Source organism: Fodinicurvata halophila, assembly GCF_042651425.1.
Lineage (GTDB): Bacteria > Pseudomonadota > Alphaproteobacteria > Kiloniellales > DSM-21159 > Fodinicurvata > Fodinicurvata halophila.
In genome coordinates this window covers 135,412-159,596 of sequence record NZ_JBHSCW010000006.1, presented here as the reverse complement: position 1 = coordinate 159,596, position 24,185 = coordinate 135,412, and the positions used below count along the sequence as shown (strand labels likewise).

General features: G+C 65.1%; 20 protein-coding genes. 14 read left to right on the top strand and 6 right to left on the bottom strand.

Annotated elements, in window-relative coordinates; translation table 11 throughout:
• Both gcvP and ACFOW6_RS11765 read left to right on the top strand, forming a co-directional pair.
• Positions 1–2,886 carry an aminomethyl-transferring glycine dehydrogenase gene (gene gcvP, locus ACFOW6_RS11770; protein WP_382422564.1) on the top strand — a complete coding sequence of 962 codons (2,886 nt, stop codon included), beginning with the start codon at positions 1–3 and terminating at the stop codon, positions 2,884–2,886.
• Between the two features lie 134 nt (positions 2,887–3,020).
• Entirely contained in the window at positions 3,021–3,536 is a 516-nt protein-coding gene (locus tag ACFOW6_RS11765) for a PAS domain-containing protein (RefSeq protein WP_382422563.1), read from the top strand.
• A gap of 92 nt (positions 3,537–3,628) precedes the next feature.
• Here ACFOW6_RS11765 and ACFOW6_RS11760 read toward each other — a convergent pair whose 3' ends face one another.
• The 3 genes from ACFOW6_RS11760 to ACFOW6_RS11750 all read right to left on the bottom strand — a co-directional run bounded on the left by ACFOW6_RS11760 (position 3,629) and on the right by ACFOW6_RS11750 (position 6,558).
• Positions 3,629–5,092 (bottom strand): sodium:solute symporter family protein, encoded by a 1,464-nt coding sequence (locus ACFOW6_RS11760; RefSeq protein ID WP_382422562.1) that lies wholly within the window; start codon positions 5,090–5,092, stop codon positions 3,629–3,631.
• Positions 5,085–5,315, bottom strand: a complete 231-nt coding sequence (locus tag ACFOW6_RS11755; RefSeq protein WP_382422561.1) for a hypothetical protein — start codon at positions 5,313–5,315, stop codon at positions 5,085–5,087. Before ACFOW6_RS11755 ends, ACFOW6_RS11760 begins: the two co-directional genes overlap by 8 nt.
• A 61-nt stretch (positions 5,316–5,376) precedes the next feature.
• Positions 5,377–6,558 carry a M20 aminoacylase family protein gene (locus ACFOW6_RS11750; RefSeq protein WP_382422560.1) on the bottom strand — a complete coding sequence of 394 codons (1,182 nt, stop codon included), beginning with the start codon at positions 6,556–6,558 and terminating at the stop codon, positions 5,377–5,379.
• Positions 6,559–6,797: 239 nt separating this feature from the next.
• Here ACFOW6_RS11750 and ACFOW6_RS11745 point away from each other — a divergent pair, with 239 nt between their 5' ends.
• Positions 6,798–7,370 carry a PAS domain-containing protein gene (locus ACFOW6_RS11745; protein ID WP_382422559.1) on the top strand — a complete coding sequence of 191 codons (573 nt, stop codon included), beginning with the start codon at positions 6,798–6,800 and terminating at the stop codon, positions 7,368–7,370.
• Positions 7,371–7,576: 206 nt separating this feature from the next.
• Entirely contained in the window at positions 7,577–9,298 is a 1,722-nt protein-coding gene (locus ACFOW6_RS11740; RefSeq protein ID WP_382422558.1) for a uracil-xanthine permease family protein, read from the top strand.
• A 7-nt stretch (positions 9,299–9,305) separates the two neighbouring features.
• Here ACFOW6_RS11740 and ACFOW6_RS11735 read toward each other — a convergent pair whose 3' ends face one another.
• Positions 9,306–9,875, bottom strand: a complete 570-nt coding sequence (locus ACFOW6_RS11735; protein WP_382422557.1) for a LuxR C-terminal-related transcriptional regulator — start codon at positions 9,873–9,875, stop codon at positions 9,306–9,308.
• Positions 9,876–9,993: 118 nt separating this feature from the next.
• Here ACFOW6_RS11735 and ACFOW6_RS11730 point away from each other — a divergent pair, with 118 nt between their 5' ends.
• The 8 genes from ACFOW6_RS11730 (at position 9,994) to ACFOW6_RS11695 (ending at position 19,677) form a co-directional block, all read left to right on the top strand.
• Positions 9,994–11,292, top strand: coding sequence for an acetylornithine deacetylase/succinyl-diaminopimelate desuccinylase family protein (locus ACFOW6_RS11730; RefSeq protein ID WP_382422556.1), 1,299 nt, complete (start codon positions 9,994–9,996; stop codon positions 11,290–11,292).
• A gap of 59 nt (positions 11,293–11,351) precedes the next feature.
• Complete coding sequence (locus tag ACFOW6_RS11725; RefSeq protein WP_382422555.1) at positions 11,352–12,833, top strand: ABC transporter substrate-binding protein; 1,482 nt, start codon at positions 11,352–11,354, stop codon at positions 12,831–12,833.
• A gap of 86 nt (positions 12,834–12,919) precedes the next feature.
• Positions 12,920–13,870 (top strand): ABC transporter permease, encoded by a 951-nt coding sequence (locus ACFOW6_RS11720; RefSeq protein ID WP_382422554.1) that lies wholly within the window; start codon positions 12,920–12,922, stop codon positions 13,868–13,870.
• Positions 13,867–14,742, top strand: coding sequence for an ABC transporter permease (locus ACFOW6_RS11715; protein ID WP_382422553.1), 876 nt, complete (start codon positions 13,867–13,869; stop codon positions 14,740–14,742). The genes ACFOW6_RS11720 and ACFOW6_RS11715 overlap by 4 nt, the downstream gene beginning before the upstream one ends.
• A complete protein-coding gene (locus tag ACFOW6_RS11710) occupies positions 14,739–16,370 on the top strand; it encodes an ABC transporter ATP-binding protein (protein ID WP_382422552.1) in 1,632 nt (543 codons plus the stop codon). Before ACFOW6_RS11715 ends, ACFOW6_RS11710 begins: the two co-directional genes overlap by 4 nt.
• Positions 16,371–16,390: 20 nt before the next feature.
• Entirely contained in the window at positions 16,391–17,857 is a 1,467-nt protein-coding gene (locus ACFOW6_RS11705; RefSeq protein WP_382422551.1) for an aldehyde dehydrogenase family protein, read from the top strand.
• A gap of 39 nt (positions 17,858–17,896) precedes the next feature.
• A complete protein-coding gene (locus ACFOW6_RS11700; RefSeq protein ID WP_382422550.1) occupies positions 17,897–18,643 on the top strand; it encodes an SDR family oxidoreductase in 747 nt (248 codons plus the stop codon).
• Positions 18,644–18,675: 32 nt separating this feature from the next.
• Positions 18,676–19,677, top strand: a complete 1,002-nt coding sequence (locus ACFOW6_RS11695; protein ID WP_382422549.1) for a P1 family peptidase — start codon at positions 18,676–18,678, stop codon at positions 19,675–19,677.
• A gap of 60 nt (positions 19,678–19,737) precedes the next feature.
• Here ACFOW6_RS11695 and ACFOW6_RS11690 read toward each other — a convergent pair whose 3' ends face one another.
• Complete coding sequence (locus ACFOW6_RS11690; protein WP_382422548.1) at positions 19,738–20,898, bottom strand: acyl-CoA dehydrogenase family protein; 1,161 nt, start codon at positions 20,896–20,898, stop codon at positions 19,738–19,740.
• A 172-nt stretch (positions 20,899–21,070) separates the two neighbouring features.
• On the opposite strand from ACFOW6_RS11690, the gene ACFOW6_RS11685 reads away from it, so the two are divergent.
• Positions 21,071–22,291 carry a CaiB/BaiF CoA transferase family protein gene (locus ACFOW6_RS11685; protein ID WP_382422547.1) on the top strand — a complete coding sequence of 407 codons (1,221 nt, stop codon included), beginning with the start codon at positions 21,071–21,073 and terminating at the stop codon, positions 22,289–22,291.
• A 98-nt stretch (positions 22,292–22,389) separates the two neighbouring features.
• On the top strand, positions 22,390–23,214 hold the full coding sequence (locus ACFOW6_RS11680; RefSeq protein ID WP_382422546.1) for an IclR family transcriptional regulator: 825 nt from the start codon (positions 22,390–22,392) through the stop codon (positions 23,212–23,214).
• A 79-nt stretch (positions 23,215–23,293) separates the two neighbouring features.
• Here the strand turns inward: ACFOW6_RS11680 and ACFOW6_RS11675 are convergent, their stop codons facing one another.
• Positions 23,294–23,992 (bottom strand): cysteine hydrolase family protein, encoded by a 699-nt coding sequence (locus ACFOW6_RS11675; RefSeq protein ID WP_382422545.1) that lies wholly within the window; start codon positions 23,990–23,992, stop codon positions 23,294–23,296.
• Positions 23,993–24,185: the final 193 nt, after the last annotated feature.

Here is a 24,185-nt window from a genome sequence, read left to right as displayed (position 1 = left end):
ATGACAGACACGCGCCCGACTCTGAGCGAGCTGGAAGCCGCAGACGACTTCGCAAATCGGCACATCGGTCCGGACGAAGCCGAAAGCATTGCCATGCTGAAGACACTCGGGCTGTCGTCGCTCGACGAACTGGTCGAGAAGACGGTCCCCGGAAAGATCCGTTCCGACCTGCCGGACCTGCCGGAGGCACGCAGCGAAGCCCAGGTGCTGGCCAAGCTGCGCGAACTGGCCGGGCGCAACCAGCCGCTCACCTCCCTGATCGGCCTGGGCTATCACGACTGCATCCTGCCACCGGTCATCCAGCGCAACCTGCTGGAAAATCCGGGCTGGTACACCGCCTATACCCCCTATCAGGCCGAGATTGCCCAGGGCCGCCTGGAAGCGCTGATCAATTTCCAGCAGATGGTCATCGACCTGACGGGCCTGGACCTGGCCAATGCCTCCATGCTGGACGAGGCGACGGCTGTGGCCGAGGCCATGACGCTGATGCGGCGTGTGGGCAAGAACAAGTCTGCGCGCTGCTTCGTCGCCGAGGACATGCATCCGCAGACGCTGGCCGTGCTGGAAACCCGGGCGAAGCCGCTGGGCATCGAGCTGGATTTCGGCGATCCGGCCAGCGATTTCGATGCCGCGCAGTACTTCGGGGTCATCCTGCAGTATCCGAACACCTACGGCAGCATCGACGATCATGCCAAGCTGGCGGAGCGTTGCCACGAGGGCGGGGCCCAGGTCACCGTGGCCAGCGACCTGCTGAGCCTGCTGAAGCTGACGCCGCCGGGCGAGTGGGGCGCCGACCTGGTGGTCGGCAGCGCCCAGCGCTTCGGCGTGCCCATGGCCTATGGCGGTCCGCATGCGGCCTTCTTCGCCACGCGCGATTCCTACAAGCGCTCGGTGCCGGGCCGCATCGTCGGCGTGTCCACCGACAGCAACGGCGACCCGGCCTTCCGCCTGGCGCTGCAGACGCGCGAACAGCATATCCGGCGCGAGAAGGCGACCAGCAACATCTGTACCGCGCAGGTGCTGCTGGCCGTGATCGCCGGCTTCTATGCCGTGTGGCACGGGCCGCAGGGGCTGAAGCGCATCGCCGATCGCGTGCACCGCTTTACCGGCATCCTGGCCCAGGGCCTGGGCAAGCTCGGCTACGAGGTGGTGAATGACAGCTGGTTCGACACCCTGACGGTCAAGGCCGGCCCCGAGGTCCTGAAGCGCGCCCGCGAAGCGGGGATCAACCTGCGCCAGGTGGACGAGGCCCATGTGGGCCTTGCGCTGGACGAGACGACGACGCGTGAGACTCTTCGGACGGTCCTGGCGGTCTTTGCCGGCAAGGAGGATCATGGCCTCGAGTTGCTGAAACTCGATGAGGAAGCGGCCAGCGGCATACCCAAGAGCCTGCAGCGCAAGAGCGACTATCTGACCCATCCGGTCTTCAACAGCTATCACTCGGAGACCGAGATGCTGCGCTACCTGCGTCGCCTGCGCGAGAAGGACGTTGCGCTCGACCGCTCGATGATTCCGCTCGGCTCCTGCACCATGAAGCTCAATGCAGCGGCCGAGATGATGGCCATCACCTTGCCCGGTTTCGCCGCCATGCATCCCTTCGCGCCCACCGACCAGGCACCGGGCTACATGGAGCTGATCGGCGACCTGGAGGACTGGCTGGCCCGCATCACCGGCTTCGACGCCATCTCGCTGCAGCCCAATGCCGGCAGCCAGGGCGAGTACGCCGGCCTCTTGGCCATCCGCGCCTATCACGACAGCCGCGGCGACGATCAGCGCACCGTCTGCCTGATTCCCAGTTCGGCTCACGGCACCAACCCGGCCAGCGCCATCATGGCCGGCATGGACGTGGTGGTCGTCGGCTGCGACGAGGAAGGCAACATCGACCTGGCCGACCTGGAGAAGAAGGCCGGCGACAAGGCCGACAGCCTGGCCGCGCTGATGGTCACCTATCCCTCGACCCACGGCGTGTTCGAGGAAGAGATTCGCCGTATCTGCGAGATCGTTCACGAGAACGGCGGCCAGGTCTACATGGACGGGGCCAACCTGAACGCCATGGTCGGCCTCTGCCAGCCGGGGCAGTTCGGTCCCGACGTGGCCCACCTGAACCTGCACAAGACCTTCTGCATCCCCCACGGCGGGGGCGGGCCGGGTGTTGGCCCCATCGGGGTGCGCGATCATCTGGCGCCCTTCCTGCCCAACCATCCGGTGGTCAAGGAATGCGGACCGGAAAGCGGTGTCGGGCCCGTGGCGGCCGCGCCCTGGGGGTCGGCCGGCATCCTGCCGATCACCTGGGCCTACCTGGCCCTGATGGGGCCGGAAGGCCTGAAGAAGGCCAGCCAGGTGGCGATCCTGAACGCCAACTACATGGCCAAGCGGTTGGAGGGGCACTACGACGTGCTCTACAAGGGGCGCAACGGCCTGGTTGCGCACGAGTGCATCCTGGATACCCGCGATTTCAAGGAGACGGCCGGGATCTCCGTGGACGACATCGCCAAGCGCCTGATGGACTTCGGCTACCACGCACCCACCATGTCCTGGCCGGTGGCCGGGACACTGATGGCCGAGCCGACGGAATCGGAGTCCCGGGCCGAACTTGACCGCTTCTGCCAGGCCATGATCACCATCCGCAAGGAGATCGCGGCCATCGAGAAGGGCGAAGCGGACAAGGAAGACAATCCCTTGCGCAACGCCCCGCATACCGCCGAGGCCGTGCTCGCGGACGACTGGAACCACGCCTACAGCCGGGATGAGGCGGCCTATCCGCTGAACAGCCTGCGCGAGGCCAAGTACTGGCCGCCGGTGGGTCGCATCGACAACGTGGCCGGCGACCGCAACCTGGTTTGCACCTGCCCGCCGCTCAGCGCCTACCAGGAGGCCGCCGAATAACACGGGCCACAAGTGCCACGTGTATCGCTGGCGGTTTCTTGTCGTTTGCAGACTGATGGATTACTCTGCGTTGCACCATGCCGCGGACGCACGGGGTTTGCGGCATGGTCCTCGCTCGGGCATGCAGGTGATCCATGGTCTACACCCCCTCGATCCAGAACAACCAGATGGTCTGGAAAGGCTCCCGTCAGGTCGAGGACCTGACGGACGCGGTGGCGCGGGAAATGAGCGCCGACCAGTGGATGACCCTGACGTACTGGTATCGGATGCTGCCGGCGGAGGGCCTGCCGGCGCGGAACCGATTCGATCCCCTGGAGGTCTGGTCTGCAGTTGCCAGAATCGTGCTCTTCGAGATCGTCGGACAGGGCGAGGACGTCATCTTTCGCCTCGTCGGTGAGGACTTCGAGATGCGCGCCGGCTCCGGTCTGCGCGGACAGCGGTTCAGCGAGATCGGAAATCCGGCCCAGGTGCCGCCGACGCTGGCCATAGTGGAAGAGATGTACCGGGATGGGCGACCCATCCTGAGTGCCGGGTCGCTGGCAACCCTGGATCGCGGCTATGTGGGGTACCGTCGCCTTGCCATGCCGTTCGCCGAAGAGGACGGCGGACCGGCACGCTATATTCTCTGCTGCTACGCTTTCGATCGCTGACCTGCGGCCCACTGCGGGCGCGGGCGCTGCCAGGAAGATACTGGCGTGGCCCCATTGATGGGGCCACGCCAGCTCGGCCGGTCATGGACAGGTCAGGCCTTCCGGTACTCCTCGGCCAGTTCCGCGGGCACGGGGCGGGTCAGCAGGCTGACCGCCACGAAGACCACGATGTTGCAGATCAGGCCGATGAAGCCCTCGTTCATGTCCAGCGGCGTGGAATCGGCGATCATCTGGTAGTAGTAGTTGACGGCAATGCCGACGATCAGGCCGGCAATGGCCCCGGCCTTGGTGGCTCGCCGCCAGATGAGGGCGCCGTAGACGGCCGGCACGAACTGGGAGATGGAGCCGTAGGCCCCGACCAGCAGCGCGATAATGCCCTCCGAGCCGAATATCGACAGCAGGTAGGCCGCCAGCCCGATGACGACCACGCCGATGCGCATGATCCAGATCTGGGCGCGATCGGAGAGGTCCGTCTTCAGCGGATAGATGACGTCGCGTCCCAGCGACACCGCACCGCCATGGGTGATGGCGTCGGACGACGACATGGCCGCGGCCAGCGCACCCGCGCCGATCAGGCCGTAGAGCAGGCCGCTTGCCCCCAACTCGTTGGTGATCATGTAGGGCAGCAGTTCGTCCGAGCTGTCCAGCGCCTCCGGATCGACCACGCCGATGCCGGAAAAGCCGATGAACAGCACCGGTACCATGAAGATCCCGAAAATCGGGAAGGCCAGGGTGGTCAGCTTGATGCGCTTTTCCGTCGTCGAGTAGGACTTGGTGAAAAGGTGCGGCCACATGAGGAAGCCCAGCGCCGAGATCAGGATCACGGTGGAATAGGCCATGGCCGACATCGAGGAGCCCTCGTGCCCGATGGTCAGGAGATCGGGATTCTCCCTGTTGATCTCCGTGAACATCTCACCCGGGCCGCCATGCAGGGCATAGACGAGATAGAACCCGATGGCCCAGGCCACGATCAGCATCATTGCCCCCTGGAGCACGTCACTCCAGGCAGCGCCACGCACGCCGGAAGTGGCCACATAGGCGAGCACGATGCCGTAGGCGAGCAAGGCGCCCAGCCAATAGGGGATAAAGCCCTCGGTCAGGATATTGAAGATGAAGGCCATGCCCTTGATCTGCAGTGTCAGGTACTGGATGAAGGCCAGCACGGCGATCACGCCCACGATGACGGTGAGGGCCTTGGATTGATAGCGGTCGCCCAGGAAATCCCCCATGGTGAAGAAGTTCTTGCGCGCACCGATGCGGCCCACCTTGGGGCCCAGCAGATACCAGGGCAGCATGCCCAGGGTGACGTAGGCGGGCACGAAGAAGGCCGCCGCCCCCTGGGAGAAGGCCATGCCCGGTCCGCCGAGGAACGAGAAGGCACTGAAGATGGTGCCGCCCATCATGAACCAGACGACGATCAGACCCAGGCCGCGGTCGGCGACCGCGAATTCGGAGACCGACCAGAAGGAATGCCGACGCCCGGCCAGGATGCCTATGAGAAAGGCAACCCCCAGGTAGACCAGCATGGTGACAAGGGCGAAGATCCAGTTACTCATGGGTCCCGTCCTCCTGCCTGTGCTCGATCAGGTAGAAGACGCAGAGGCCAAGGAACGCGATGACCTCGACCAGCGCGATCCAGAAGAGCCCGAAGGGCAGTCCCAGAACCAGCGGCATGACGCTGTTGGCGATGCCGTAGACCGGAAAGATCAGGGACAGAAAGAGTATGATCGTGAATATGATATAGGGTTTGGCGATTTTCTGCTCGTTGTCACCGGACATCCTCCTCCCTCCTTCCTTTCGGATGGAATGGATATATCTCCGGAGCCTTCAGAGCGGAGCTTCAGGTGTTCCTGTTCTGTTTGCCGAGCGATTCCAGGGCCAGACCCGTCAACAACTGCACGCCATAGGGAATGATCTTGTCGTTGAAGTCATAGCCGGGATTGTGCAGGCCGTGGGTATGCTCGTCGTCGCCGGCCCCCACATGCACGTAGGCACCGGGGCAGGCGGCCAGCATGTAGGAAAAATCCTCGCCACCCATGCTGGGCTTGTGGCCCTCGGCCAGGGCGTCTCCTCCGAAGGTCTCGCGGATCACCTTCGTCGCGGACTCCGTTGCACCCGCTTCATTGAAGGTGACATCGAACTTGTCCTCTATCTGCAGTTCGATTGTACAGCCGTAATAGGCCTCCAGGCTCTTGGCCAGGCGTTCCAGGGCCGCAACCATGACGTTGCGGGTGTCCTTGTCGAGGCTGCGCAACGTGCCGCTCATGCGTGCGGTGTCGGGAATGACGGCGAAGCCGCTGATGTCGCCGCTCTCAATGGCGCAGATACTGAGCACCGCCGGGTTCAGCGGATCGACCTCGCGCGAGATGATGGTGTGCGCACGGTTGATGAAGTCCGCGGCGATGCGCACGGGATCGATGCAGCCATGCGGATTCAGCCCGCCGTGGCCGCCCTTGCCGTGGATCGTGACATCGATGCGATCACCGCTGGCCATCAGCGGGCCGGGGATCAGGCCGAACGTGCCCACCGGCAAGCCTGGCCAGTTGTGCAGGCCATAGATCTCGTCCATGGGAAAACGCTCGAACAGGCCGTCGTCGACCATGGCCTTGCCACCACCGACGCCCTCCTCGGCCGGCTGGAAAACGAAATAGATCGTGCCGGCGAAATCGCGGTTTGCATGGAAATGCTCGACGGCTCCCAGCAACATGGTGGTGTGGCCGTCATGGCCGCAGGCATGCATGCAGCCCTTGTTCTTCGAGGAATAGTCGACGCCGCTGGTCTCCTCCAGCGGCAGGGCATCCATGTCGGCACGCAGGCCGACCGTACGATCGCTGCCCTCGCTTGTGCCCTTGATCCAGGCCACGACGCCGGTCTTGCCGATGCCCGAGACATAGTCGATGCCCAAGTCGTCCAGGTAGCCCTGGACCTTGCGTGAGGTCTCATGCTCGCAGAACCCCAGCTCCGGATGCTGGTGAATGTCGTGTCGGAACTGAACGAGTTTATCCAGGTTCTGCATTTCCATGACGATCTTCCTTCCACGTGACTAATTTATTTGGGCATTTTGAGCGGACAGTAAAGCAGCGCCGCGCAGAATGTAAAGCCAAGGCCTGTCCATGAAGCCAGACGCAAGAGGCTCTTGGTGAGAGGAAAGCGCAGCGAAAGGCCGATCATGGAAAGAGGAAAATTTCATTAAGGGCTTTTTCAGTATTGATATATAAAATACGAGACAAGTCTTGCGTTTCCAACTTCGGCGAGCGTTGCATGGACAGTCTTGAGAGCGAGTCTTCCTCCTCCCACAGCCAGCGCGTGGTCTGGTCGGGCCCGTCCCAGAGCGAGGGCGAAGCCGACGAACCCACCGGATTGCTGACCCAGCGCCAGCAGACCCTGCTGTCCTATTGGCAGGAACTGCTGCCTGAGGGCAAAAGCGGGAACCTGCCCCTTTGGGCGGACTTCGATCCGCTGCGCATCTGGACGAGCATCACGCGGCTGGTGGTCTATGAAGTGCTGGATGAGGGCAAGGATCTGTTCTTCCGGCTCGCCGGGGCGGAATTCGAACGGTATTTCGGACAGGGGGTCCGCGGTCGACGCTTCAGTGCGATTTCCTCGCCCGAGCGGACGCGGGCGGGGCTCAAGAGCGCGCGCCTGCTTTATGAAACACCGGTGCCGCAGCTGGTCCACGGCTGGATGGAGGCAGGCCGGCGCGATCATGTGACCTACAGCCGGCTCAGCGTCCCTTTCGCGCTGGAGCCGGGTCGGCGCCTGGGTATCATCCTGGCCTGCTATGAATTCGGTGCCAATGGCCCGCCGGCCGTCGCTCGGGTTGGCGGCGACTGATGACGGGTGCGCGGGAGTGCCATCCGGGGTTCAATATCGCACCCAGGATGCTACTCTTTCCCGCTCGTGCATGCAGGGCCTCCGGGAAGATGGTGCTTGCCCTGCACGCAAGACATCCGTGCCCAGGTCCTCGTCCTCAGAGGACCGCGATCCTTGCCCCGGCCATTTAGGCCGCTGCCTGTAGTCCAGTAAGGTTGCCTGCCGCCGTGACCCGCAGCTCCGTTCCCGATACGCAAGCACTGCCCCAGGAGCAGCCTCTCTCGCACACCACACTGCTGCTCAGCGGTCTGCAGCATCTCGCGATCATCGCCCCGATCGGCCTTGTCTTTCCGCTGCTGGTGCTGCGCGCCGCGGATGCCGGTGCTGTCCTGCAGGAGGCCATGATCACGGCGTCCCTGCTGGCGCTGGGCATCGGGAGCATCGTTCTCTGCCTGCGCCGGCGCGCCTTGGGCAGCGGGTTCCTCTGCCCGGCCGTCTTCACGGCCGCCTACCTGCCGGCTTCGCTGGCGGCGGCGCAGAACGGCGGCCTGGCGCTGGTGTTCGGCATGACCATGTTCGCAGGCGCTTGCGAGATCGCCTTTTCCTTTCTTCTCCGGCGCCTGCGCGCCTATCTGCCAGTGGAGATCGCGGGCCTGGCCGTGGTGATGATCGGCCTGATCCTGGGGCTGATCGGCTTTCGCCTTTTGCTGGGCCTGGACAGCCACGGCGAGTTCCAGGCGGGGGACCTGGAACCGGGCGCCCTGGAAGTCGGCCTCTTCGCGCTGGCCCTCGTGGTCGGACTCAATGTCTGGGGCAAGGGCAGGCTGCGGATCTTCTCGGTGCTGATCTGCGTTGCATTGGCCTATCCGCTGGCCTGGGGCCTCGGCCAGGTCGACCTGAGCGATTTCCAGGCAGCCCAACCGCAGCACCTCCTGGCGCTGCCGCACCTGCCGCTGCTTCTGCCCGCCTTCGACTGGACCTTGGCCATTCCGTTCGCGGCCGGCGCCCTGGCCTGCGCGCTGCGGGCAACGGGCGACATCACGACCTGCCAGAAGATCGCCGAGGCCGACTGGGTCCGTCCCGAGATGGGAAGCATCGAGCGCGGCGTACGCGCGGACGGTCTCGGAACCCTGCTGGCCGGGGCACTTGGCACGGTGGGCATGAACACCTTCTCGAGTTCCATCGGCCTTTCCCAGGCCACCGGCATCATCCAGCGCAGGGTGGGCTTTGCCATCGGCGGCCTGTTCATTGCGCTGGCCTTCTCGCCTTTCGTGGTCATGCTGACCATCGGCATGCCCGAGCCCCTGACCGGGGCCATCCTGATCTTCTCCTCGGCCTTCATCCTGGCCAACGGGCTCAGCATCATCGTGGCCCGCTTGCTGGATGCGCGCCGCATCCTGACCATCGGCATTGCGATTGTCTTCGGCATCAGTCACGACGTTTTTCCGCCATTCTATGATCATGTGCCGCTATGGCTGAAATCGATCACCGGGTCCGCCCTGGTCGTGGCCCTGGTCACGGCCCTGGCCCTCAACGCGCTCTTTCGGATCGGCGTGAGGCAGAGCGCCAGCCTGGATCGGCCTCTCAACAAGGAACTGCTTCCCGCACTGGTCGACTTCTGCCGCGAGAAGGGGGCTCTCTGGGGCGCGCGCCGGGATGTCATGGAGCGCGTGATAAGCGGCTTGACGGAGGCGGTGGAACTGGCTCTTGGACGCGGCGTATCCGACAGTCCGGTCCGCGTCCACCTTCACTACGACGAGTTCCGCATTCTCGCCACCGTGTCGTTCGAGGACGCCCCCGAACAGGCGCCGGTTCACAGTGAGGAGGAGACGGAAGAGGCGCCGGATACCAGTGAACTGGAATTCAGGCTGATGCGCCATTTCGCCGAGAAGGTGGCACTCTCCCATCAGCAGGGATATACCCGTCTCAAGCTGCTCTTCGACAGCTGAGCCTGGGTCAGGTCGAGATACCCCCCAGGCGGGCCAGCAGGCCAGCGACGTTGCGCACATCGAACTTGGCGAGCAGGCGGGCACGATAATCCTCGACCGTACGCGGCGAGATGGCGAGTTGCCGGCCGATTTCCTTGCTGGTCAGGCCGCGGGCCAGATGCTGCACCACCTGGCGTTCACGCGCGGTCAGGGAGATGGCGGGACGGACCTGCGACAGGTCGGCGAAGGTCAGGATCACCCGCTTCATGGGGTCCTCGGGATGGAAGGTGTGGACATGCACGCGGCACCAGAAATAGGACCCGTCGCGTCGCGGCATAACGCGCTCGTCGGTGTAGCGGCCGCTCTCGCGCAGCGCGTCGAAGCCGACGTCACGGATCGCCTCGAACTCGGCATGGCTGGCATAGAGCATGCGGAAAGAGCGGTTGAGAAGCTCCTCGCGCGGGTAGCCGAAAAGTTCGGCAAAGGTCCTGTTGCAGGTCCGGATCACGCGCTCCTCGGTCAGGACGATGCCGACAGGGGCAAAGTCGAAGGCAAGCCGGTCGAGGGCGTCCAGGGAGTCGCTTGTGGGATCGCTCATTGCTGCCAGGGCCGTCATTACCGTATTTTTACGGGCCGTAATTTCACCAGATTGCGATACTGCGTTGCGCTGTCGAATACTGCAAGACTGCTGCGTTCAACAGGGAGAGAATGAAATTATGGATCAAGGTATCGCAAAGGCGGACAGGCTCGGACGGGAAATCGAGGCGCGACGCGACGACCTGATCGAACTGACGCAGGCCCTGATCCGCATTCCCACGCTCAATCCGCCGGGCGACTGTTACCTGGAAATCTGCGAGTTCCTGGCCGAGCGCCTGAAACGCAGCGGCTTCGAAGTGGAATTCATCCGGGCCGAAGGCACGCCGGGTGACAGCGACAAGTACCCGCGCTGGAACGTGATCGCGCGCCGCGAGGGGAAGGGCAGTGGTGCTTGCGTGCACTTCAACTCGCACATCGACGTGGTGGAGATCGGCAAGGACTGGACCTTCGATCCCTTCGGCGGCGAGGTGAAGGACGGCAAGATCTATGGCCGTGGCAGCTGCGACATGAAAGGCGGCCTGGCGGCCTCGATCATCGCGGCGGAAACCTTCCTGGAGGTCTACCCAGACTTCGAGGGCGCCGTCGAGATATCCGGCACGGCCGACGAGGAAACCGGCGGCTACGGCGGCGTTGCCTACCTGGCCGAACAGGGCTACTTCGACCCCAAGCGGGTGCAGCACGTGATCATACCCGAGCCGCTCAACAAGGACCGGGTCTGCCTGGGCCACCGCGGCGTCTGGTGGGCGGAGATCGAGACCCACGGCCAGATCGCCCATGGCTCCATGCCGTTCCTGGGGGACTGCGCCGTGCGCCACATGGGGGCCGTCCTCAGCGAGATGGAGAAGAGCCTGTTCCCGGCGCTGGCCGGCCGGCATACCGAGATGCCGGTTGTTCCCGAAGGGGCGCGCCAGTCCACCATGAACATCAACTCCTTCCACGGCGGGCAGAAGGAGCCGGACGCGGACTTCACCGGCTTTCCCTCGGCCTGCGTGCCGGATTCCGCGCGCATGATCATCGATCGCCGCTACCTGATCGAGGAGAAGCCCGAGGACGTGCGTGGCGAGATCGTCGAGTTGCTGGAGCGGGTGAAGTCCAGCCGGGACAGTTTCCGGTACGACTTGAAGGAGCTTTGGCAGGTCAGCCCGACCATGACGGATCGCGAGGCGCCCGTGGTTCAGTCGGTCTCCAGGGCCATCGAGCAGGTCTTCAGCCGGGCGCCGGAATACGTGGTCTCGCCCGGCACCTATGACCAGAAGCATATTGATCGGATCGGGCGTCTGAAGGACTGTATCGCCTACGGACCCGGCATCCTCGACCTGGCGCACAAGCCGGACGAATATGTCGGCATCGAGGACATGCTTGATGCGGCCAAGGTCATGGCGCTTTCGCTGTGCAGCCTGCTGAAGGTCGAAGCGTAAGGCTGGGAAACAACAACGGCCGTGCGAGGCCGGTAAATAGGGAGTGTTATGAGATGACAATGACGGGCAGGATTCTTTCGGCGGCCGTGCTGGGAGCGGCCGTCGCCTTCGGCGGGCCGGCGCTGGCCCAGAAGGACACGATCACCCTGGGAATGGCGCTTGAGCCGCCCAACCTGGATCCCACCGCGGGGGCTGCCGCAGCCATCGACGAGGTGGTCTACGCCAATGTCTTCGAGGGGCTGACCCGCTTCGCCGAGGACGGCTCGATCCAGCCGGCCCTTGCCAAATCCTGGGAGATCTCGGACGACGGCCTGACCTACACCTTTCAGCTGCGTGAGGACGTGAGCTTCCACGACGGCACCGAGATGACGGCCGAGGACGTGAAGTTCTCGCTGGATCGGGCCCGGGCGGAAGACTCCACCAATGCGCAGAAGGTCCTGTTCGAGGATATCGAAACGGTCGAGGTCATCGATCCGCAGACCGTTGAGGTGACGCTGTCAAGCCGTGACGGGGCCTTTCTCACCAACATGGCCTGGGGCGACGCAGTGATCGTCGCCGAGGAAAGCGCGGCCGACAACGCGACCAATCCGGTCGGCACCGGCCCCTTCCAGTTCGAGGAGTGGCGTCAGGGCGACAGCGTGGTGCTGAGTCGCTATCCCGATTACTGGGGCGAACCGGTGGCGCTGGAGCAGGCCACCTTCAAGTTCATCTCGGACCCCACGGCGGCCTTCTCGGCCATGATGGCGGGAGACCTGGATGCCTTCCCGAGTTTCCCGGCGCCCGAGAACCTGGCCCAGTTCGAGGCGGATCCGCAGTTCAAGGTGATCGAGGGCTCGACCGAGGGCGAGATCATCATGGCCATGAACAATGCGCGTGAGCCCTTCGACGACATCCGTGTGCGCCAGGCCGTGGCCCATGCGATCGATCGCCAGGGGCTGATCGAAGGGGCCTATTTCGGCTACGGCACACCCATCGGCACGCACTTCGCGCCGCAGAATCCGGCCTATGTCGACCTGACCGATCAGTCGGCCTATGATCCGGAACGCTCCCGCGAGCTGCTGGCCGAGGCCGGTTACGAGGACGGATTCGAGACCACCCTCAAGCTTCCCCCGCCGTCCTATGCACGGCGTGGCGGCGAGATCCTGGCCTCGTATCTGCGCGATGTCGGGATCGAAACCGAGATCATCACCATCGAATGGGCGCAGTGGCTGCAGAGCGTGTTCGAGGACACCGACTACGACCTGACGGTCGTGGCCCATACGGAGCCGATGGATATCGGCATCTATGCCCGGGATGACTACTACTTCAACTACAGCTCCGAGGAGTTCAATGCCATCATGAAGGAGCTGGATGCCACCAGCGAGGCGGGCAAGCGCGTGGAGCTCCTGAAAGAGGCACAGCGCAAGCTGGCGGACGACTACGTCAACGCCTTCCTCTTCCAGCTGCCCAAGCTGGGCGTGGCCAAGGCGGACCTGATGGGCCTGTGGGAGGATCAGCCGACCCAGGCCAACGACCTGACGGGCGTCTACTGGGAAGAGTAATCTCCCGGACGTGAACCCTGATCGGCCGGGTGTAGTCGAGACGGCGCCCGGCCGGTCTTATTGAGGCCCATGCTTCTGACTGATCGATGCTGTCCTTCGTCCTGAAACGTTCCGTCTCGCTGGCGCTCAGCCTGTTGGCCGCGAGCCTGGTGATCTTTTTCGTCATCAACGTGGTGCCGGGGGATCCGGCGCGCTTCATGCTGGGCATGAATGCACAGCCCGAGGCCCTGGAAAGCCTGCGGCAACAGCTGGGCCTGGATCAGCCGCTGTTCGTGCAATATCTCGAGTGGATCCAGGGGCTGTTGGTCGGAGAATTCGGCACGAGCTATACCTACAAGGTGCCAGTGGCCGAGCTGATCGCCGATCGGCTCTGGGTCTCCCTGCCGCTGGCCGCCTATGCGCTGACCCTGTCGACTCTTCTTGCCTTTCCGGCCGGCATCCTGTCGGCCACCAAGCGCAACTCACCCACGGATCTCTCCATCATGGGACTGACGCAGCTGGGTATCGCGATCCCCAACTTCTGGTTCGCCATGCTGCTGGTCCTGCTCTTCTCGATCGTGCTGCAGTGGTTCTCCGCCGGCGGCTTCCCCGGGTGGGACAGCGGGTTCCTGGTGGCGATCCATGCCCTGACCCTGCCCGCCGTGGCGCTCGCCCTGCCGCAGGCCTCGATCCTGGCGCGGGTCATGCGCTCGTCGCTGCTGGAGACCCTGGGTGAGGACTTCGTGCGCACGGCGCGGGCCAAGGGACTGACGCGCAACCAGGCGCTCTGGCGCCATGCCCTGCGCAACGCGTTGATCCCCGTGCTGACCATCATCGGCCTGCAGTTCTCGTTCCTGCTGGCCGGGGCCATCATCATCGAGAATGTCTTCTTCCTGCCCGGCCTGGGGCGCCTGGCCTTCCAGGCGATCTCCCAGCGCGACCTGATCGTCGTGCAGAACGTCATCATGCTGCTGGTCTTTGCCGTCATCCTGATCACCTTCCTGGTCGACCTGGCCTATGCCGCCGTCGATCCGCGCCTGAGGAGCCAGCGGACATGAGCGAGCAGGTACGGGAGGCGAAGGTCGTGCGCCACAGCGGATTCCTGGCGACGGCGCTGCGGTCGCCCAACTTCATGGTGGGCGCCTTTCTCACGCTGGTCTTCTTCCTGGCGGCGGTCCTGTCCTTCGCCTGGACGCCCTACGAGGTTACGCAGCTCAATCCCACGGAGAAACTCCAGGTTCCCTCGCTGGCACACTGGCTGGGCACCGACAATCTGGGCCGCGACATCTTCTCCATGGTGATGGTGGGTGCTCGTGCCTCGATCGCGGTGGCCCTGATCGCGGTGGGCATCGGCATCCTGCTGGGCGTACCGCTGGGCCTGGCGGCGGCGTCGCGGCGTGGGTCGCTGCTGGACGAAGTCATCATGCGGACCAACGATCTGATCTTCGCCTTCCCCGCACTGCTGCTCGCGATCATGATCACCGCCGTCTTCGGCCCGGGGGCGGTCAATGCGATCATCGCCATCGGCATCTTCAACATTCCGGTCTTCGCACGCCTGTCGCGCGGAGCCGCCATGTCGCTGTGGACGCGCGACTACATCCTGGCGGCCCGGGTCAGCGGCAAGTCGCCCACCCGCATTTCGGCCGAGCATATCCTGCCCAATATCACCAACCTGCTGATTGTCCAGGGCACCATCCAGTTTTCGCTGGGCATCCTGGCCGAAGCGGGCCTGTCCTACGTGGGGCTGGGCACCCAGCCGCCTATGCCCAGCTGGGGGCGCATGCTGGCGGAGTCCCAGACCATGATCTCCTTCGCACCGCACCTGGCCATCTTCCCGGGCCTGGCCATCGTGCTGACGGTCCTGGGCCTGAACCTGATGGGCGACGGGCTGCGCGACATCCTTGACCCCCGCCTGAGGCGCGCGCGATGAACAAGGCAGGATCCCTCCTCCGCGTCGAAGACCTGACCCTCTCGATCCGCGACCTGCCGATCCTGAGGGATGTCAGCCTGGCCCTTCAGCCAGGCAAGGTGCTGGGCATCGTGGGCGAATCGGGCTCCGGCAAAAGCATGACGGCCAGTGCCATCATGCAGCTGCTGCCCGAAGGAACGCAGTGGTCCGGGCACATCGAGCTGAACGGCGAGGCCCTGGAGAAGAAGAGCGAAAAGGAGATGTGCGCCATTCGCGGCCACGACATCGGCATGGTGTTCCAGGAGCCGATGACGGCGCTGAATCCAGTGCAGACCATCGGCGAGCAGGTCTCCGAAACCATCCGCATCCACACCCGCAGCGGCCGCCGGGAGGCGGAACGCATCGCTCGCGATACCCTGAACCGCGTTGGCCTGCCCGAGGCGCAGTTCCCGCTGTCGCGCTATCCCCACGAGCTTTCGGGCGGCCAGCGCCAGCGCGTGGTCATCGCCATGGCCATTGCGCTGAGGCCCAAGCTATTGATCGCCGACGAGCCCAGCACGGCCCTGGACGTCACCACCCAGGCCCAGATCCTGGCCCTGCTGAAGCGCCTGGTGGCCGAGGATGGCATGGGGCTGGTCCTGATCACCCACGACCTGGCGGTGGTGGCCGAGATGGCCGACCACATCGTCATCATGCGCGAGGGCGAGGTGGTGGAGACGGGGAGAACCCTGGAGCTGTTCCGCAGGATGCAGCACCCCTATACCCGCAAGCTGTTCGCGGCCTCCTCGCACAATCCCAATCGGAACCAGACCTTCCATGGGCGCGATGGCACTCCCGTCCTGCAGGTCAGCCAGGCCGTGCGCGACTATCCGCTTCCGCGGCGTTTCCTGCTGGGACGCGCCCGTGCCTTCCGGGCCGTCGATCACGTCACGCTGGCCGTGCGACGGGGCGAGAATGTGGGCCTCGTCGGGGAGTCGGGCTGCGGAAAGTCGACCCTGACACGGGCCATCCTGGCGCTGGAGAATCTGCAGGGCGGCGAGATCGAGCTGGACGGCACCGCCTTCAATCGCCGCGGCTTCCGGCCACCCGCGGAGATGCGGCGCAAGGTCCAGGTGGTCTTCCAGGACCCCTATTCCTCCTTCAACCCGCGCCATCGTGTCGAACGCCTGGTGGCCGAGCCCTTCCACCTGGACCCGCAGGCGCCGAAGGGCCGGGAACGCCGGCGCCGGGCCGAGGATATCCTGGAAGCAGTGGGCCTGAGCGCTGGGGATGCAGACAAGTACATCCACGAGTTCTCCGGCGGCCAGCGCCAGCGCATTGCCATCGCCCGGGCGCTTATCATCGAGCCTTCGCTGATCATCCTGGACGAGGCGGTCTCGGCCCTGGACGTCTCCATCCGCGCGCAGATCCTGGACCTTCTGGCCGACCTCTCCGACCGGCTGTCGGTCTCCTATCTCTTCATCTCCCATGATCTCTCCGTGGTGCGCGCCATCACGGACCGGGTCCTGGTGATGAAGGCGGGACAGATCGTGGAAGAGGGGGCGACCGAAGAGGTCTTCACGAACCCACGGCACGATTACACCAAGACTCTGCTGGCTGCCACGCCCGACCTGGAACGGGCCCTGAAGGCGCGCGAGCAGGTTGCCTGATCAACGGAAGGAAGACGGATATGAGCAACATCCTGACCGCGTTCGGCTTCGACAGCCGTCACTGTTTCATCGCCGGGCACTGGGGTCCGGCCGCCTCGGGCGAGACGCTGGCCGCCGAGAACCCCTCGACCGGGGAGACCATGGGCGAGGTGGCCCGCGGGGGTGCAGCCGACATCGACCGCGCGGTGGAGTCGGCGCGCGGCGCCCTGAAAGGCGCGTGGGGGCGCATGACGGCCACCGAGCGCGGACGCGTTCTGACCCGCATCGGACAGCTGGTGCTGGAGCACACGGACCGTTTGGCCGAACTGGAAGCCCGCGACGTGGGCAAGCCGTTGACCCAGGCCCGTGCCGACGCGATTGCCCTGGCGCGTTACATGGAGTTCTACGGCGGCGCGGCCGACAAGGTCCATGGCGAGACCATTCCCTTCAATGACGGCTATACCGTCTATACTTTGCGCGAGCCGCACGGTGTGACGGGACACATCGTGCCCTGGAACTATCCCATGCAGATCATCGGCCGCTCTGTCGGTGCGGCGCTGGCCATGGGCAATGCCGCCGTGCTGAAGCCGGCCGAGGAGGCCAGCCTGACGGCGCTCGTCTTCACCGAGATCGCGCGCCAGGCCGGCCTGCCCGAAGGCGCGCTCAACACCGTGCCGGGCCTGGGCGAGGAGGCCGGTGCGGCGCTCTCGGGCCATGGCGGGGTCAACCACGTCTCCTTCACCGGGTCGGTGCAGGTGGGCAGCCTGATCCAGGCGGCGGCGGCCAGGAACGTGGTGCCGGTGACGCTGGAGCTGGGCGGCAAGTCCCCGCAGGTGGTCTTCGAGGATGCGGATATCGAGAAGGCGTTGCCCTTCCTGGTGCGCGCCGGGGTACAGAACGCAGGCCAGACCTGTTCGGCCTCCTCGCGCCTGCTGATCCAGCGTGGCCTCTACGACCGCCTGCTGGAGAAGCTGGCCGAGAGTTATGGTGCCTTGAAGGTCGGACCTGCCATATCCGACCTGAACGTCGGCCCCCTGATCTCCGCGCGGCAGAAGGAGATCGTCGGCGGCTTCCTGGACCTGGCCGACAGGGACGGCCTGCAGGTCGCGGCGCGCGGCGAGATCGTCTCCGACGCGCCGGCGGGCGGGCACTATGTGGCGCCGACGCTGCTCGCCGGCCTGGCTCCGGATCACAAGCTGGCGCAGGAGGAGATCTTCGGCCCGGTGCAGGTGGTTCTGCCCTTCGAGGACGAGGACGAAGCGGTGGCCATCGCCAATGGGACGGATTACGGCCTGGTGGCCGGTGTCTGGTCCAAGGACGGCGATCGACAGATGCGCATGGCGCGGAAACTGCACTGCGGCCAGGTGTTCCTGAACAACTACGGCGCAGCCGGCGGGGCCGAACTGCCCTTCGGCGGGGTCGGCAAGTCGGGGCACGGCCGCGAGAAGGGCTTCGAGGCGCTCTACGGCTTTTCCGCGCTGAAGACCGTGGCGGCGCATCACGGCTGATTTCACGACCGGACCACGAAGACAGGACGACAAGAGACCATGAGATTGCAGGACAAGACCGCCATCGTGACCGGCGGGGCCTCGGGATTCGGGGCCGGCATCGTGCGCAAGTTCCTGGCCGAAGGGGCCAGGGTCATGATCGCCGATATTAACGGCGAGGCCGCGGAAACTCTGGCCCGGGAACTGGGTGACACCGCCGTGGCGCAGACCGTGGACGTGGCCAGTAAGCAGTCCGTCGAGGCGATGGTCCAGGCGGCGCTTTCGGCCTTCGGTCAGGTGGACATCCTGGTGAACAACGCCGGCGTTACGCACCAGCCGGCGGCCATGGAGGAGGTCAGCGAGGAGGACTTCGACCGGGTGTTGGCAGTGAACACCAAGTCGGTCTACCTGACGGCGCGTGCCCTGCTGCCACACATGAAGGAGCGCGGGACCGGGGCCATCCTGAACGTGGCCTCCACCGGCGGGGTCAGTCCGCGCCCGCGCCTGTCCTGGTACAACGCGTCGAAGGGCTGGATGATCACGGCCACCAAGGCCATGGCCGTCGAGCTGGCGCCGGCCGGTGTGCGGGTCAACGCCATCAACCCGGTGGCCGGCGATACGCCGCTGCTCAAGTCCTTCATGGGCGAGGATACGCCCGAAGTCAGGGCCAAATTCCTCTCCACGATTCCCATCGGCCGTTTCTCGACGCCGGAGGACATGGGCAACACGGCGGCCTTCCTTTGTTCGGACGAAGCCTCCATGATCACCGGCGTGGCCATGGAAGTGGACGGCGGCCGCTGTATCTGAGCTAGGGGCATCCGAAACCAGAGGACAATGCAATGAAGCCCGGCGCGCGCAACCTGATCACCGATGTGCCCGGCCTCAAGGTCGGTAACGCTCAAGACGACCGGGTCAAGTCCGGGACCACGGTGGTGCTGGCCGACCAGCCGGCGGTGGCCTCTGTGGAGGTCATGGGTGGCGCACCCGGAAGCCGGGAGACCGACCTGCTGGCGCCCGACAAGACCGTCCAGGGAGTGGACGCCCTGGTGCTCTCGGGGGGGTCCGCTTTCGGCCTGGATGCGGCCTCGGGCGTGGCCGATGCCCTTCGCGCCGCAGGACGCGGCTTTGCCGTGGGCGATGTCCGCGTGCCCATCGTGCCCTCGGCCATCCTCTTCGACATGCTGAACGGCGGCGACAAGGACTGGGGCAGCAACCCTTACCGGGCGCTGGGCGCAGCGGCCCTGGAGACCGTCGGCGAAGACTTTGCCCTGGGCACTGTCGGGGCGGGCACAGGGGCTACCACCGCCGAGCTTAAGGGCGGACTGGGCTCTGCCTCCCTGGTCCTGGACTCCGGGCATACGGTGGGCGCACTGGTGGCCGTCAATGCTTTCGGCAGTGCCAACGTGCCCGGACATCCGCATTTCTGGGCAGCGCCCTTCGAGGTGGGCGAGGAGTTCGGCGGACTTGGACCCTGTCCCGAAGCGGTGCCGCTCACCCTGCCGAAGAACAGGACGCTGGAGGCCCTGAACGCCAAGGCCAATACGACGATTGCCATCGTCGCCACCGATGCCGTGCTGACCAAGCCCCAGGCCCAACGCATGGCCAGCGTGGCCCACGATGGCATGGCGCGCAGCCTCGTGCCCTCGCACACCCCGCTGGACGGGGACCTGGTCTTCTCGCTGGCCATCGGGGCGCGGCCGCTGGAGGACCCCGCCAGCGACCTCATGCTGCTGGGGCACGCCGGCGCAGTCTGCCTGGCGCGTGCCATTTCCCGGGGCGTCCATGCCGCTACGCCTATGGCGGGGGACACTTTGCCGACCTGGACGCAGGAATGGGCTTGAAGTGGTCCTTATTCGGACGTGACCCGGCTATCTCCCCGGTTTTGAGGAGCTGACTGATCCCTATCCCCGCTGGCTCAGACGGCGACCCAACAGGCCAGAGGCGATGTTGACCTTCTGGATATCGATGGTGCCGCCGGCGATCCCCCATCCCCAGCCATCGCGGAAACGCTGTTCCATGCCGTACTCGGTGGCATAGCCATAACCGCCCATGAGCTGCATGGCCTTGCCGCAGACATCTCGCACCATCTCGTTGGCGAAACACTTGGCCAGGGAGGCATCCTGGCCGGAAGGCATGGCCCGGTCCGCCTGGGCCGCCGCACGGTGGATCAGCAGGCGGCAGGCCTCCACCTGCATGGCCATCTCGGCCAGCTTCATCTGCACGGCCTGAAAGTCGGCAATCGGCTTGCCGAACTGCTGACGCTCCTCGACATAGGCCAGTACCTGCTCCAGCGCGCCCGCTGCGGTTCCCAGCGACATCGTGGCATTGCCCAGACGCTCCAGGTTGAAGGCCTCCATCAGCTGGCCGAAGCCGCCCGCCGGGACGAGGAGGTTCTCGGCTGGGACCCGGCAGTCCTCGAGAAACATGTCGGCGCTCGGCACGCCCCGGAATCCCATGAGCCGCTCGGTCTGACCGAAGGACAGGCCGGGTGTCTCCTTCTCGACATAGACCGCGCCGATGCCGCGTGCGCCGCGGTCTTCCGAGAGACGACAGAAGATGACATAGCCGCCCGAATGGCCCGCGCCGGAACACCAGCGCTTCGTGCCGTTCAGGACGAGGGACTCCCCGTCGACACGGACGTGGGTCTTGAGATCGGTGAGCGCTGTTCCAGCGTCGGGTTCCGACATCGAGATGGCGATCACCAGGTCGCCGGCCAGGACCCTGGGCAGGACGCGTTGTTTCAGGGCCTCATTCCCGTGCCGTTCGACGATGCGCACCGGACCGACGAGGCATTCGAACAGCGGGAAGGCCACCGCAACCGAGATCTTCGCGAATTCCTCCAGCACCACCAGGGCATCTAGGTGAGACAGTCCCATGCCGCCCCGGGACTCGGGGGTGTTGATGCCGAGGAAGCCCATCTCCGCGTAGCGCTGCAGCCATGAGGGTGGCACAGGCTCCGCCGTCTCCTCGATGCTGCGGGCAAGCTCGGGCAGTTCGTTCCGGGCGAAGCGGCGGGCGGCGTCCTGCAGCTCAAGCTGCTCCTCACTCAATGCGAAGCTCATGGTGTTTCCTCCCTACACGACGGGCGATCTCTGCTTTAAGCAGGAGGTGATAAATGAAATAAGAATACTGTATATCAAAATAGATTTTTTGTATTCTGGGAAAATAGACAGGAGCTGTCCCGGTTCCCTGCAGGCAGGCGAGCCGTGCGGCAACGGAACGGAGGGGTTCCCGATGGCGGAGACAGACAACAGCGACGATCCCGGAGATCTTCTGGCCGGCGTGCGCGTCCTTGATCTGTCGCGGGTGCTTGCGGGGCCCTGGTGCACCCAGACGCTGGCGGACCTGGGGGCCGACGTCCTGAAGATCGAGAAGCCGTCCGGCGGTGACGAGACACGTGCCTGGACGCCGCCGGAGATGGGCGGGGTCTCGGCCTACTTTGCCTGTGCCAATCGCAACAAGCGCAGCCTGGCGGTCGACTTGACGCACCCTGAGGGCGCGGCGTTGGTGCGCGAGCTGGCGCAGGAGGCGGACGTGCTCGTCGAGAACTTCCGGGCGGGGTCGCTGACACGTTTCGGGCTGGACTCCGAAAGCCTCATGGAGGTCAATCCCGGCCTCGTCTACTGCTCCGTCTCCGGTTACGGCCATACCGGCAGCCAGGCCAGGCGCCCCGGATACGACTTCGTGATCCAGGCGGAAAGCGGTCTCATGTCCATCACCGGCACCGCGGACGGCCCGCCCGTGAAAGTGGGGGTGGCCATCTCCGACCTGACCGCCTCGTTCTATGCCGGCCAGGCCGTCTTGGCCGCTCTCCTGGCACGCCAGCGGACGGGGCGCGGCCGTTTCATCGACGTTGCGCTGTTCGACTGCCAGGTGGCCGCCCTGGCCAATGTGACCTCGAACTACCTGGCCACGGAGACCTCTCCCTCGCGTTACGGCAATGCCCATGCCAACGTGGTCCCCTACGAGGTTTTCGAGGCAAGCGACGGTCCCTTTGTGCTTGCGGTGGGCAACGACGCCCAGTTCCGCCGGCTCTGCCGGGATATCCTTGGGGATGTCGATCTTGCAAAAAGCCCGGACTACGCCACCAACAGCGCCCGGGTTCGCAACAGAGAGGCCTTGGGACGCCATCTTGCCGAGGTCTTCTCGCACAAGCCGCGCGCGGACTGGCTGGAGCAGTTCGCCCAGGCCGACATTCCGGCCGGGGCCATCAACTCCGTTGCCGAGGCGATCGAAGGCCAGCAATCCGTTGATCACGAACTGATCGTCTCTCCGGAGGAGGGCGATGCGGCCTTCCGAATGGCGCGCCATCCCGTGGCCTATGACGGTGTGAGGCCTGCGCCGAGGACGGCCCCGCCACAGCTGGGCGAGGGCGGGGATGCCGCTTTGGCGGACTGGCTGGGCTTGGCGGACGAGAAGATTGCCGGCCTGCGCCGGAACAAGGCCATTCGATAGGCAGCGATGAGGATCCGCCACGCGTCTGAGGACTGCCAGTTGACTGAACCCGTCCGCACGGCGCGGCGCCCGCTCTTCGCGTAAACGAAAGACACAGCATGGCAAGACGGTCTTCCCCACTCACGCCCCCCGATGCCCCCGAGCGCGAGCCTCAGGGATCCCTGGCACGCGGACTGGCCGTACTGGACCACCTCCTCGATGCCTCCCAGCCGCAGGCGCTTCGCCAGATTGCCGGGGCCACGGGGCTGGACAGCAGCACCGTTCACCGGCTCCTCAAGGCACTCGAGGAAACCGGCCATGTGATCCGCACCGGCAACAGGAGTTACATGCCTTCGCCGAAAGCCGTGTCCCCGCTGCCCCTGATGCATCCGCTCAAGCAATTGCGTCGGGAGGCGCAACCGGTTCTCCAGGCCCTGGCCAACGAGATTGGCGAGACGGTCGTGCTGGTGCTCTACATGGATATCGAGCGGATGGTTGTGGAGATCGCCCAGACGCAGGGCTCGCTCACACCCTACTACGATACCTGGCTGCATGGCCCCCTGCATTGTTCCGGGGCCGGCAAGGCGCTGCTGCTGAAGCTCGAGCCCGAGCGCCGGCATGCCGTGCTGGGCCCTGATCCCTTTCGGGCCCTGACTCCCAGAACGCTGACCAGCCGGCAGGCGTTGGAGGAGAACCTTGAGCGTGCCGGGCAGCGGGGTTATGCGACGTCCCGTGATGAACACCACATGGGGCTGACCGCCATCAGCGCGAACATTCATGATTGGCATCACGCGGCGCTGGGATGCCTTGTCATGACCGGCCACAGCCGCGCTTTCGACGAGGCGCGGATCGAAAGCGTCGGCGAAACGCTGCGCCGCAGTGCGGAGCTGTTGCTTTTCCAGGCGCCCAGCCTGCGAAGCGCGGCCGAGTCACTCGGTCATTAGATCAGTGGCCTGCGCCATCGCCGGGTTCTGTCGAGTCTTCTCCTGAAGACAGTGTCTCAATATCTCGAGACGCTGTGCTTCAGGCCGTCTTCAGGCCCAGACCCTGAAGCTCGGCGATGAAGGCGTCGGCAGTCATGGCCCGGGCGTAGTGGCCGTCCATGGCTTCGATGGAGCGCTGGTGCCGGTCCTCGGTGTAGGTGGCGCAGGCGTCCTCGATCTCGGTGACCATGAAGCCGCGGTCGGCGGCGTCGCGCACGGCGGATTCGACGCACTGGTCGGTGATCACGCCGTACATCACCAGGTATTCGATGCCGAGGTTGCGCAGCACATACTCGATGTTGGTGCTGTTGAAGACGCCCGAGGCGGTCTTGGGGATGACGATCTCGTCGCCCACGGGTGCAACCTCGTCGATGACCGCCGCCTCCCAGGAGCCCTTGGCGGCATGCAGGCGGGAGATCTTGTGGTCCAGGCTGCGATCGCGCCCGTCCTGGGTCAGGCTTTCGATGACCGTGAAGATGACCTCGATGCCTGCCGCCCGCGCGGCCGCCTGCAGGCGCTGCTGAGCGGGGATGACCACGCTTTCCACACGCTCGAAGAAGTCGCGCTTCTTCCATTCCGCGGTGCCTTCCGTGCGGGCGCGCTCGCGCAGGGGCTTGCCGGCTTCCATGTTCTGCATGTCAATGGACAGCAGCGCCGTCTTGCCGGGTTCGATGGGGCGATAGCGATAGCTGCCGTCTTCCGCATCCACTGGGGGGATGGTGCTGAGGGTCTTGTTCATCGGGTCTTCGGGCTCCTGTTCCCGTTCAAGGCTGTAGTGTCACGTCGCAGCGGGCAGAGTCTTTCTGGACTTTCAGCTCGCCTGCTGCAAACGTAATCGACAGACAGGAAGGCTTTGTCAATCATTACAGGATTGCAAGGTATATCGCTATTTTGTAACGTATCATTCATTACGGCGCCGGTTTCGAAGGCGT